9 protein-coding genes are annotated in these 13,135 nt (G+C 54.1%); 8 read left to right on the top strand and 1 reads right to left on the bottom strand.

The window, feature by feature from the left end:
- The first annotated feature begins 127 nt into the window (after positions 1-127).
- Positions 128-652: a hypothetical protein gene (locus tag EL645_RS25940; protein WP_126553600.1), complete on the top strand. Its 525-nt coding sequence runs from the start codon at positions 128-130 to the stop codon at positions 650-652.
- Between the two features lie 479 nt (positions 653-1,131).
- Here the strand turns inward: EL645_RS25940 and EL645_RS25935 are convergent, their stop codons facing one another.
- Positions 1,132-1,638, bottom strand: a complete 507-nt coding sequence (locus EL645_RS25935) for a transposase (RefSeq protein WP_126553598.1) — start codon at positions 1,636-1,638, stop codon at positions 1,132-1,134.
- Positions 1,639-1,883: 245 nt separating this feature from the next.
- Here EL645_RS25935 and EL645_RS25930 point away from each other — a divergent pair, with 245 nt between their 5' ends.
- From EL645_RS25930 to EL645_RS25900, 7 genes are all read left to right on the top strand, one after another.
- Complete coding sequence (locus EL645_RS25930) at positions 1,884-2,183, top strand: protein kinase domain-containing protein (protein ID WP_161977695.1); 300 nt, start codon at positions 1,884-1,886, stop codon at positions 2,181-2,183.
- A complete protein-coding gene (locus EL645_RS45765; protein ID WP_371865762.1) occupies positions 2,183-2,383 on the top strand; it encodes a protein kinase domain-containing protein in 201 nt (66 codons plus the stop codon). Before EL645_RS25930 ends, EL645_RS45765 begins: the two co-directional genes overlap by 1 nt.
- Positions 2,377-4,488, top strand: a complete 2,112-nt coding sequence (locus tag EL645_RS25920; RefSeq protein ID WP_371865761.1) for a serine/threonine protein kinase — start codon at positions 2,377-2,379, stop codon at positions 4,486-4,488. Before EL645_RS45765 ends, EL645_RS25920 begins: the two co-directional genes overlap by 7 nt.
- A 1,133-nt stretch (positions 4,489-5,621) precedes the next feature.
- Positions 5,622-7,844 carry a hypothetical protein gene (locus tag EL645_RS25915; RefSeq protein ID WP_126553590.1) on the top strand — a complete coding sequence of 741 codons (2,223 nt, stop codon included), beginning with the start codon at positions 5,622-5,624 and terminating at the stop codon, positions 7,842-7,844.
- Positions 7,845-7,853: 9 nt separating this feature from the next.
- Positions 7,854-10,310, top strand: coding sequence for a serine/threonine protein kinase (locus EL645_RS25910; protein WP_126553588.1), 2,457 nt, complete (start codon positions 7,854-7,856; stop codon positions 10,308-10,310).
- A 417-nt stretch (positions 10,311-10,727) separates the two neighbouring features.
- Positions 10,728-12,398 (top strand): L-histidine N(alpha)-methyltransferase, encoded by a 1,671-nt coding sequence (locus EL645_RS25905; protein WP_126553586.1) that lies wholly within the window; start codon positions 10,728-10,730, stop codon positions 12,396-12,398.
- A gap of 184 nt (positions 12,399-12,582) precedes the next feature.
- Positions 12,583-13,104: a hypothetical protein gene (locus EL645_RS25900; RefSeq protein WP_126553584.1), complete on the top strand. Its 522-nt coding sequence runs from the start codon at positions 12,583-12,585 to the stop codon at positions 13,102-13,104.
- Positions 13,105-13,135 lie beyond the last annotated feature (31 nt).

Here is a 13,135-nt window from a genome sequence, read left to right as displayed (position 1 = left end):
AAACGGGTTTCACTGCTGCTGGCAATATGCTACTGTATAACCACAAACTCAATGCAGCATTTGCATCTCGTATATGTTGCCCTAATAGTCAATGAGCAGTATTCTATAAAAATGGTGGTTGAAGCATATGTTACACGTCAGCTACGAAGACCTTTTACGCCTGGCCGCGTCATACAAATACGCGGGCATCTTTCATGCCGACATCATCATCAACGGCAAACCAGGTTTCGTCGAGATACTGATCCAGGACGGCAAACCATTCGACATCCTGTCAGTCCCCTCTCCGCGCCCGGGAGAACGCTGGGTAACCATGCTCGCCCCCCTCGGCCAACTCCACTGGAAACTTATCGCGCCCGAAACCTCCAACATAGCGGCCCGCAACGAATACCGTGCCATGCTCCAATCCAACCTCGCCAGCAGCCAGGCCCAATTAACGATCCAACAACCCAAACCCCATATCGACCCCATCCCGCGCCAAAAAATCCAACTCCAACCCGACCAGATCCGCCAGCTCCCCCACCGCTACCGCGTCGTCTACCTCCTCATCGACGGCTACCGCTCCCCCCAGGAGATCGCCACCCTCCTCAACAAATCCCTCGAAGAAACCACCCAAACCCTCGACATCCTCCACCAACAAGGCCTCATCGCCTGACCCCCCCAAAATGTACGTGCGGGGGCTTCCCGCTCTTTTAACCTCCCCTACCGACAAATCAACAATAACATCTTTTATTCTTTTTTAATCGCTTAGCGAGGAATAAATCAACAATAAAAATAACCTGTACGTGCGGGGCTTGCCCCCGCTTCCTCCCTCCCTTCCCGAAAAATTAACAATAACATCTTTTATCCTCCCTTATCGTTTGGCAAGAAATAAATCAACAATAAAAAAGACCTGTACGTGCGGGGCTTGCCCCCGCTTCCTCCCTCTATTCCCGACAAATCAACAATAACATCTTTTATTATCCCTTATCGTTTGGCAAGAAATAAATCAACAATAAAAAAGACCTGTACGTGCGGGGCTTGCCCCCGCTTCCTCCCTCTATTCCCGAAAAATTAACAATAACATCTTTTATTCTCCCTTATCGTTTGGCGAGGAATAAAGCGGGGGCAAGCCCCGCACGTACATTTTGGATTTTATTCTTCTTTTCCTTTATGGTGCTTTTTCTGCTTGGCTTCAAATGCGGCTGGATTGTTGAGGATATAAGCTGTCTGGGTATCAAAATCAATCTTCCCACGAACAATATGATCATAAAAGCGCGTTTTCCATATTTTGCCGCTTTGTTGATCACCTGTTTCTTTGATGTAGCGCAACCAGGCATTGGCGGCAATGGATTTGTAGGTACCAATGATATCTGTGACGCTTTTTTCGTGTGGGTCATTGCCTTCAATTATGAGGATGCAGTGGATATGGTTGTGCATGACAATCATTGTTCCTGGAACGACATTGGCAAAGCGTTTTGAGAGATTTTCCCATTCTTTATATAAGATGTCGCGTAAAGTAGGGTGTAGAAACAAAGGCTGTAACTTCCGGGCGCATATGGTAATGGTATAGGCGCCTGGCAAATGATAGTCATATCCTTCAAGGCGCATCGGCTTAAGAGGGGTAAATTTTTTGCGGCGAGGTTTTTTAAATGCATCCAATTGATCTTCCCTTCCATTACTATTACGACTTTCTATATCTGTAGATACCCGGTATCTTCTTAAAAGCGGAAATGGGAGGTCGCTGATTTTTGGGGTGTCGTTTGCATGAAGAGATGCGTTCTTACTTGCTTTTCTCCTATAACAATGAAATAATTGCTTATATTGTATATAGTTATTCCATATGTGCTCTTGCCATTCATGGGTGGCTTTTTGTCTGTTTGTGTGTTTGTTTTGAGGTGCTTACGATGAAATTGTGGCGCTATGGGATTCCTTTGGAGCGTCTGGGGCAGCGCTATCGATTGGATGGGGTGCTGGGCAGCGGGGGTATGGCGGACGTCTGCCTGGCCTGGGATGAGCGTGAGATGCGTGAGGTGGCGGTTAAGGTGATTAAGCCGCAGGAGTTGGAGCAGCGGACCGTGGATCGCTTTTTGAAGGAGGCGGCTCAGGTGGCTCGCTGGCAGCATCCCAATGTGGTGCGGATCTATGGGGGGCTCGCCTGGAGCTGCTGGATGGGTCGCAGGGGTCGTTTGTGCCTTATATTGTGATGGAGTATGCCCAGAACGGGGATCTCCATAAGCGTTTGCGGCCCGGGGTGCCCTTCGCGTTCGCTCAGACGCTGGTGGTGTTTGAGCAGCTATGCCAGGCGGTCTCCTACGCCCATTCTCAGGGGGTGATCCACCGGGATTTGAAGCCGCTGAACATTCTTTTTCGGGCCCTTCCGGGTGGGGTGAGCAGGCGATTCTGAGCGATTTTGGTCTGGCGGTGGAGAAGGATGCGACCCATTTTACTTTTGCGGCAGGCGGGACGTTACCCTATATGGCACCCGAGCAGCTACGGGGCCGGGCCGAGCCGGCCAGCGACATCTTCGCGCTGGGGGTGATCCTCTATCAATTGTGTACGGGTCGGCTACCCTTCAAGCGTTCTCTGGTCGATCTGCGGAACCGTGCCCCCATCAAGCCGCTCATCCGACCCAGTGAGTTGTTTGAGCTGCTACCACCGGACCTGGATGATGTGATCCTGCGCGCCCTGACGGAAGATCCGCGCCAGCGCTACGTGGATGCCCTGGATTTCTGGGATGCGGTACAGGAGGTGATTTCGGCCAGCACGCTGCATGCGATCTCACGCCAGCAGTCGCTGCACCCACCCCGGCAGTCTTCGTTGTCGCACCCCTCCCTGCCGTCAGCTACGCCAGATGGCGCGACCCGCAAACCGCCCACAGCAGCCAATTCAATCTGGTCCAGCCCCAACCTGCCCGGCGACATGGACGACCTGGCCCCTGATGCTATAGCTTACATCGATGCATCTGAATACGAACTGGACAGCGAGGCGGCCCACCCACCACATCAGGAATCCGACGCCGCAGCCTATCCATCAATGCCACCACGGCGCAATTCAGACTATAAGAATACCGGCACGCCGGCACGCAGCTCGCTACGTACATCGCGCGGCCTCAACACCTCGCCAGGACACGCGGTCCCGCCCGCGAACACAGGCCGGGCAGCGGTCCCGCCAACGCGCGTGCTGCCACCAGAGGCCTACAGCTCATCCGGACAAAAAGCTGCCCGCTCAGGAGGCACCGGCCAATCTATACCAACGCGCCCACGCCGACCGGGCCGCAAGCTCACCATCGGCCTGCTCGTCAGCGCCTTACTCATTCTCGGCCTGCTCCTTGTCTTGCTCACACCCATCTTCCCGGGCCTCCACACCCTCACCGGCATGAGCGCCATATTTCCAGGAACCGCCAACAACCCGAGCGGTCCCACCATCACCATCGTCCCCAGCAGCAAAACCGTCACCGACAACTATGTACTTCAAGCCGTCACCACCAATCCCGACCCTCAGCAACTCCAAGTCAGCCTGCATAACCTGACCGCCACACCCACAACCCAGACTCGTCAGATAACTGGTACAGGCCACACCCAAACCAACGGAACAGTATCAAAAGGCATATTAACATTTCTTAATGGATCTTTTAATCCTTTCACAATATCTGTCGCTACTACTATACCAGGACCAAACGGAACGGAATTTTTAACGGATGGGCCAATTACCATACCGGCAGCTAATACTAACACCAATCGTGATGGTCAAGCAACAATTTCTGCCCACGCTACAAAGGTTGGAACAATAGGAAACATCCAGGCATTAAACATTAATCAAACATGCTGTACTACAGGAAATTTTGTAGTAGTTCAAAACACAAGTGCATTCACAGGCGGTCAAGATCCTGCGGATTATAAATTCGTGCAGCAGGAAGATGTGGATGCTGTGGTCAATCCACTGGTTAAGACGCTTACACAGCAGGCACAGGGCGATATCAACGGTCAATTAGCCGCCAATGAAAAACTGATCGGGAACCCGGATTGTACAAAGAATATCACCAGCAATAAGGGGGAGATCGGCGATCAGGGACACAATGTTACCTCGACCTCGGTGACGGTCTCGGCGACCTGTACTGCGATGGCTTATGATCAGAAAGGGGCCCAGCAGGTGGCCCAGGATCGCTTGCAGAGAATGGCGGCCCGCGATCCCGGGACAGGCTATGCCCGGGTCGGCAATATTACGTCGCAGGTGGTCAGTGTCAATCGTCAGTCGCAAAATATCACTTTGCTCGTCAGCGCACAGGGGACCTGGGCCTATCAGTTTAGCCCACAGAGCCAACGACAGCTACTCCAATCTGTGGCCGGAAAATCGGTCGGCGCGGCTGAGGCATTACTAAAACAGCAAAATGGCATCGCCAACGTGTTCATTCATATAAAGGGGGGTGACACAGCTACCTTACCAACCAACCCGGCCAGCATAAACATACAAATTCAGGACATCCAGGTACCAAAATCAGCCAATGGGTAATCCGTTGATACTGTATGCTTGACGAATCGACCCTATTCTTGAGATAAATAAGGTAGCAAATCTTTTATACCGAAAATCCGAAGCGGGAAAGAAAAAGAGAAAAGGATTAAGAATAGCCCTTCGCCCCATTCGGCCATAGCAGGGCATTTAATATACGACACGCAACAGCTAATCGTATAACAAAGATATAACATTAAAATAATAGAGTGTGTCTGATCCTCATGATCTCCGCGATCTTCGCGCTTGAGGTTGAGCGCCAAAGGCGCTCAAGAAGTCATCTTGTGTGGTGCAAAAAGTGGGCTGTGCGCACTTTTTGCACCACACAAGAGAAAAAAAGCTCGGGCGCGCCAGCGCACGTCCGCACAAGAACGGCATGCTTCCCATCTTGATGGGAGTCAGACACACTCGCAAATAGCGGGGGTCCAGGGGGCCTGCAAGGTCCCACAGCGGGGGTCCAGGGGGCCTGCAAGGTCCCATGGCGGGGGTCCAGGGGGCCTGCAAGGTCCCATGGCGGGGGTCCAGGGGGCCTGCAAGGTCCCATGGCGGGGGTCCAGGGGGCCTGCAAGGTCCCATGGCGGGGGTCCAGGGGGCCTGCAAGGTCCCATGGCGGGGGTCAGGGGGTGTCCCCCTGCTCATCCCCCACCCCTCGCCCGCCGCCGCAGGCGGCAAAAAGTTATACGCAGCCATAAAACATCTAATATTTGTGAGAATACTTTAATTTTGCATAAGCAAACTTATTCTTCTCTTTCCTAATCGATCAGTATAGTGTAAAATGAACGCCATAGGCGAGGAACGCAAATTTATGGCATAGAGGGATGGATTATGAGACAGGGTAACGGCACGGATCTGCTGGGAATGAATGACCCTCGAAGTGCAACTATTGGTGTCATCTATGTTTCTCCCAACGACGATCGCAAAAGTGTACTTGGGGCTATCTTGACCCAGGAAAAATTGAATCGCGAACAGATTGTAATCGTTCTTCCCAATCCAAATAAAGCTTTTCAGCGTCCACAGGATTTTGATGATTTAAAAAGTGTCCGCCGCAAATTGCAGGGTGAGATGGTCTTTATTGCCCGAGCGGCCCCGGGCCGGCAGAATTTGCGCGCCAGCGGCGCTTTCCTGTCTATGCATCCTTGGAAGATTATACGCAGACTTTACGCGAGGGTGGCAATCCAGCTACGCCCGCTCCACAGCCAGAACCTGCCCCGGAGAAGAAAAGCCGCTTCTTTGGTGGGTGGGGTAAATCGGCGGCAGGCGGGGCGGTCGCAGGTGCGGCCGCCGGGGCCGCTGCCAGCCGCATTGCGCAGCCACGCGATCCCAATTCGACGATGAAGTTTGAGGAGCCGGAGCCACAAACGGGCGCGCCAATCGCCAGTACGCCTTCGCCCCAGGTTCCATCGACGCCGCGCATGCCAAATACACCCAATCGCAGTACGTTGGATGATGATGATGATCTGGGCCCCACAACCGGTGGGACAGGTGTCGCGGGAGCCGCTGCCCTCGGAGCAGGTGCGGGCCTGACCGCAGATCGCATGCGCCGCGCTAATCGGTCGGCCCCTTTACCTCGCGATCTAGATGACGATGAACCAGCCAAAGCGGCCGATCCAGCTACCCGTACCCCTAATGCGCAGGCACAGAATCCCAACGCCACGCAACAGGGGAATAATGCCGCCGGGGGCAGCCCGGGCATCATCGACCTGCAGCCTGTTAATCCACGCGCCGCTGGTGGGACAAACACGGGTCGAACACCCGTGCGCAATCCAGCTAAACCCAACGAGCCACCCATCATCGTACCAACCGAACTGGACGACTCTGATGTACCACCACCCACCCATGGCGCGGGCCGCCGTCGCTCTGGCGGAATGGGTGCGGCCGCGATAGGCGCGGCTGGACTGGCTGGCGCCGCCGCTGCCAATCATGGTACCCCGGTAGCTGCGGCCTCTGGCAATACCGGCTCGATAGCGGCACAACGTCCACCCAGCGGCGGAGGAAATCCTCCGCAGCGCCCGGCCCGACGTAATCAGCGCCGCCCGGGACGACTCCTATTGCTACTCTTGCTCTTGCTCATTTTCTTGCTGGCAATGGGTATGCTAGCCTATGGCTGGCTGGCCCCGGCTAGCTTCCAGAGCACAGTGGTACAACCAATTTCCGGTATCCTACCAAAGGCTGGCTCAACCACTGCCGCTACCATTACCATCACGCCGGATAGCCATGTGGTGACCGACAACTACGTCATGCAGGCCGTCACATCCAATCCTAACGCCCAGCAGTTGCAGGTCAGCCTGCAAAACCTTAACGCTACCCCAGGAGCCCAGACACGTCAGGTCACCGGCACCGGCCATACCCAGACGCCAGCCGCTAAAGCACATGGCACACTAACATTTAAGAATGGATCGACCCAACCCTTTACAGTCGCCTCAGGCACTGTCATTTCTACAAGAGCCGGGGTAAGCATAATTACCGATGAACCAGCTCCAATTCCTGCCGCGCAACTAGCTACTAATACTATTGGTACGGTAACAATTAAAGCACATGCTGTTACTGGCGGTACGATTGGAAATATTGATGCTGGAACACTCAATGGAAATTGTTGCAATGCCAATAATTTCATCTTTGTGACTAATAATACTTTCGCAGGTGGTCAGGACCCGCAGGATTATACGTTTGTGCAGCAGGGGGATGTAGATGCGGTGGTGAACCCGCTGGTGGCCTCGCTGTCCAAACAGGCACAGGCTGATTTCACTAAGCAGTTGACGGCTAATGAGCAGTTGATCGGGACCCCGAATTGTACGAAGAATGTGACCAGCAATCGAGGAGAGATCGGCGATCAGGGGCATAATATAACGTCGACCTCGGTGACGGTCTCGGCGACCTGTACGGGTATGGCCTACGATCAGAAAGGGGCCCAGCAGGTGGCGCAAGACCGCTTGCAGAAGAAGGCGGCCAGCGATCCCGGGACCGGCTACGCCCTGGTCGGCCATATTGTAACCAACGTGGTCAGCGTCAATCGCCAGAAGGGAAATATATCCCTACTGGTGAGCGCGCAGGGGACCTGGGCCTATCAGATAGGGGATGCGCAGAAGGCGCAGTTGGCCCACAATCTGGCCGGCAAAAAGCTGGCCGATGCCCAGGCATTCTTGAACGCACAAAAGGGCTTTAAGAGCGTGGCGATCAAGCTGAGCGATGACAGCAAGACTTTGCCAGGCGATCCAACGCAGATTAAAATTGATGTGCTAGCAGTTTCTGGCTCAAATAGCGCACCGGGGGGCAACAATCCCCCGGTCAATGGGTCAGATACCACACCGACAGCACCAGCCGGGCGGGGTCTAGTTTCGTCTGGTTCATTGAAAGGATAAACGTACGCAATGCTGTCTCTTGAGGGCAAGCAACTCGGCAACTACGATATTATCCGCCGGATTCGTGTCGGTGGGATGGGAGCCGTCTACGAGGGGCGGCAGCGCACGGCCTTTGATCGTCGAGTCGCCATTAAGGTAATCCTGGGTGATTACGCCGCAGATCCTGATATGCGGCGGCGCTTCGCGCGCGAGGCGAAGACGGTTGCTCGCCTCCAACATCCACATATTTTGCCGTTGATCGAGTTTGGAGATGAACAGGGTATCCTGTACCTGGTGATGCCGTTTATCGAGGGTGGGACCCTCACCAGCTATCTGCGCCATAACCTTCCCGGCCTCGGTGAGGTCTCGACTATGTACCAGCAGATGCTGGACGCGGTCGAATACGCGCATGAACATAATTTAATCCATCGCGATATTAAATCCTCCAATGTTTTGCTTGAGCTGCGGCGCAATATGCCTCCCTATGCCTACCTGGCCGACTTTGGCCTGGTGCGGGCCATGCGTCCCGGTGATGCCAGCCAGGTCGGCAAGCCGATCCCTCTTGAGCAGGTGCCCGGAACACCACACTATATGGCCCCCGAACAAACAATGGGGATCGTGACCTCGTTGACCGATATCTATGCCCTGGGTGTTTTGCTCTATCAAATGCTGACCGGGAACCTGCCTTATAATGATCCCGATGAGGTGCGCGTGATTGAGATGCACCTGCATGATCCTATTCCGTCGCCGGGCGAACACGATGCCTCGATTCCGCCAGAACTGGATGAGGTGGTGAAAACGGCGATGGCCAAGCTGCCCGAGGAGCGCTATCCTACGGTGGCGGCTTTACGCGTGGCCTTTCTGGCTGCGCTGCAGGGTACCTCGGTACCTCTACCGGTCAAGGAAAGTGTTAAGCCAAATCGGGCCGTCAAGCCAACTATTCAGCTTGAACCCGAAGATCAACCGCCTGGCCAGTCGCCTGCCGCAGCGGCGGAGGTTCGTCCCAATAAACATGCCCCTGGCCTGCGCCGTCCGCCCGCAGACCCGCCCAGACCGATTATCATGCATCAACGGCCACGCGGCGGCGATAGCCCGCTCCCGGTGGCGGTCAGTGAGACCCGCGAGCGAGCAGACCACATTGAACGGCCTGAGCGCCTTGAAAGAATCACCGATGAGCGATCCGATAGAATTGAGCGTCCCTATGGCGCTGAGCGTGCTCGGCACCGGGTACGCATCACCGATGAGCCTGCGACCTCGAGGCCGCCCCGACAACGGAGACGTTTCCTCTTACTTTTAGCCCTGGTCGCCCTGCTCTTGCTGGCCATGTTACTGATCCCGCGTGTCTTCGGAGCCAGTATCTTCCCCTCCGATCTCGCCTTGCCCGGAATGACCAATGCCGCCACGGTGCGCATCACGCCTAAATCGAGCAACCTGGAGAATGCCTTCTTGCTGACCGCCTCTCCCCAGATCAAGTCGACCGATCTCAATGCCCGCGCCATCCCTGATCGCTTGCTCACCGTCACCGAGGCCGCCGAGACCATTATTACCACGACCGGTATCAATAAAACCCAGGGCCAGCAAGCCCACGGCGCCGTGCTATTTGTTAATACCTCGCCCAACGCGATTCCAGTCTCGAAAAATCTCATCCTCACCACCGGCAACGGCATTCAGGTACAACTGACGCAGGACGCCTCTATCCCACCCAAACAGGACAATCAGCCTGGCCGACTCAGTGTCCCGGCCGTGGCTGTCCAGACCGGTCAGGCCGGTAATATTTCCGCCAATGCCATCATCGGCGCCTGCTGCACACCTACTCTGTACACCAGCAATCCGGCTCCCTTCACAGGCGGTGTGGATGATGCCACAACCCATTTTTTCTCGCAAGCAGACCTGGATGGCTCTAAAAATAATCTACTCAATAAACTCAAACAGCAACTTGGCAAAGAATTACAGCAACAACTCAAAACCGGCGAGATCATGGCAGGCCAACCTGACTATAAGATAGTTATGGTCAATACCAATGATCCCGTCAACGCGACTGCCGACAAAGTACAGATCAGTATCAAGGCGCAGGGGGTTGTGCCAGCCTATCAAAAGAACGTCGCGGATGCGGCGGCGCTCGCCCTGCTCAATAGCTATGCCCAGAAAAAACTGGGCAATAGTTATCAGCTGCAAGGCCAGATTACCGTTAATGGACCCGACAATACCGAACCGGGCAGGGATGGTATCGTCTATCTCACGCTTAAAGCGCGGGGCACCTGGACCTACATCTTCAGCGATGCCCAGATCAAAAAACTACGCCTCCCCATCAAAGGAGCCACCGCCGACGTCGCTAAAACGTATCTGGCCGCGCAACCTGGCGTTGATAGCGTCGATATCCGTCTCCCCTTCGGCACCGACCACCTGCCCACCAATACCGACGATATCAACATCCTCCTCAGCCCACCGCCCGTAAGCGCCAATCCAGCACCCGATAGCTTTAATTAACCTCTGCAATAAAAACGATCAGTACGTGCGGGGCTTGCCCCCCAATACTTTTCATTTAAGAATAAATCAACGCATCGAAAGCAGCAATAAAAACGATCAGTACGTGCGGGGCTTGCCCCCGCTTTATCCGTTCAAGCCCGAAGATAACGCAATAGCTGCAAATCGCTTTTCTTGTCGCTTTTTTCGAGCGCCGAGGAAAGAAGCGGGGGCAAGCCCCGCACGTACTGATCGTTTTTATTTTTTCATTTCATTTATTGTTTTATTTCCTATTTGCTCGTAAAATTAATAATTGCATGCGCGGGGCTTGCCCCGCTTCTTTCCTCTCCGAGCGTGATTTCTAGCCTATCAAAAATGAACAATTGCTGGTAAAATAGTAGTATCATAGGAATAGTTTAAAACAGGTGTGGGGAGACAACTATGGAGCGAGGTTATCTAGACCAGACCTTCTCAACCCGCGATGCAGCAGGCGGACAAATTAATACGAGGAAAGCGGCAAGCGAAATGAATGGGCCAGAACTGACTAAGCCACAGCAGGAATTGAGCAGAATCGAACAGGCTATCAACAGCGCGCGCGTGGGCTGGACTTTATGCTTTATCGGCGAAGATCAATCTAAGAAGTTGGCCACTCTGACACAACATTTACGGGGTCGCGCCTCTTCTACAGGTGATGGCAAGGAAATCACTTCCGGTTTTTCTTATTGGGGCATCGGCCCCACACTGGCCTGGACGCATGCCTGTAATGATCCTTTTTACCTGGTGATGAAAGAGAGCATTGAGTCATTCCCTGAACGCTGGACGCAGATTTTGCCCAGCCTGGATCGCCAGAACTACCATTATGTGAGCCTGGGTGTCGGCACCGGTCATAAGGATCGCGATGTGTTACGGGACCTGTATAAAATTCATCCCGACCTCTTCTATTTTCCGGTGGATATGAGCCCTGAAATGCTGCGCGTGGGCGTTCAGGAGTCGACCAAGGGGGCTTCACTGGAACGACGCAAGGTGCTGCCCATCCAGCTCGATTTCTCAAGTCAACGCAATGTGGAGGAGTGCCGCGGCATCCTGGATCGCATTGTCGAAGATGATCCTATCCTGTTTTCTTTGCTGGGCAATACCCTGGCCAACTTCGAGAAAGATGGTACGCTGCTTAAAATTCTGACCAAATTGTTGCGTCCCCAGGATCGTCTGTTGCTTGAAGTGGCCTATACGGAGACGCTAGAGGATGAGGCGGTTCAGGAGGCGGCCGATGAGTATTCACGCAGCCGGCCGTTTACTGAGTTCGTCACTAGCTCGCTGCTGCAAAATACCGATCTGCGCCTCAACCTGGATGATGTCTCGTTTATCGGCGCGGTCGAACAGGATCGGGCGATTCGCATTAAGGCCCTCTACCATAATAATAGTAACGAAACCAGGAAGATCTCGTTGCCCGATCGCACCCATGTCGATTTTCCACCCCAGGATACGATTCGACTCTACCTGACCCGCAAATATACGCGCAAAGGTCTGGATGCGCTACTCAAAGAGGGTGGCCTCTCGCTCCTGAGCCGCGAACGCTCGGTCTTTGATCCCAGCAGGAGCCGTTTCGACTTTGGCGTGGAACTGATGCTGCTAACCTCCGCGCTCAGCACCCCGGCTCAGCCACGCCAATCGGCCTTTATCAGCTATGGGGCACCCGACCAGGAGTTCGCCAACCGACTCAACGAGGCCCTCAACAAAAAGGGGGTGCGCACCTTTTTCTTCCTGATGGACGGTGTTCCTGGCGAGAAGGCCTACCAATGGATGCAAAAAGGCGTCAACGAATTTGATCGTACCATCCTGATCTGCTCCCAACGCTCGCTTGAACGTCCAGCGGTCCTCTATGAGCTCGACTCGGTCTTATCGCGCGAGAGCCGCGAGGGTGGCAGCAAACGCCTGCTCCCCCTCACCCTCGACCGCCATGTCTTTGAAACCTGGAACCCTCAGTCCAGCCACCTCAAAACCGCGGTGCTGGATCGTATGGTCTGCGACTTCACCGAAGCTGAGCAGAGCGACGAAAAATTCAATGCCGCCCTCGATGTCCTCCTCAGCGCCCTCGTCCCACCAAAAAAATAAACACAAAACTTCATGAAAGCGGTAAGGAGCCAGCCCGCTGCGGGCTGGCTCCTTACCGCTTTCATGTAAGTAGAGCTTCACGTCGTTGCCCACTTAAAAATTGCTTCTCCCTTTCGGTCACAAAATGCTTGCTATTCACGTTATGGAATATAAGAGAATAAATCCAGTGAATTGGAGTATTATTATGAAGCGACCATCAATTATTTTAGTGATCGCTATCCTGCTAATCTTGCTAGCTATCGGTGGCTGGTTTATTATCCGACCTGGAACAACGCCATCCAGTGTCAGCAGTACGCACTGCACACCTCCGACCGCGCCCGCAAATAGCATAGGCGCTCCGGCCATCAAGCCACACCTGTGTACAACACCTACATTCACAGTGGACGATGTGCGCCAATACATCAAAGTCCATGGCTTCCAGGGTATGCGCATCAGTTCTGTAACACCGATATCCATTGCCAGTATCAAATTTGTATCCAGCAAAGAGGCCAGCCAGTTGATGAAAGGCGAGTCGACCGGTGTAGCAGACGACGCTATCGTGTGCTATGTACGCGTTACTGGTCAGTTCCCAGCTCCCAGCGGACCTCCTACGGGACGTATCGACAAAAAATCAACGCCAACACCTCAGCCAGTTTACAATAGTGGCGAAGAGGTTTTTGACGGCACCACCGGCAATATGCTGGTCATGGGCATTATGCCAGGCTAATCTAACCAGTTCCCGCCCCACGCGCCTGCAG

This window comes from Dictyobacter kobayashii (genome assembly GCF_003967555.1).
GTDB lineage: Bacteria > Chloroflexota > Ktedonobacteria > Ktedonobacterales > Ktedonobacteraceae > Dictyobacter > Dictyobacter kobayashii.
The sequence above is the reverse complement of the archived record's forward strand: the minus strand, read 5'-3'. Positions and strand labels throughout refer to the sequence as shown.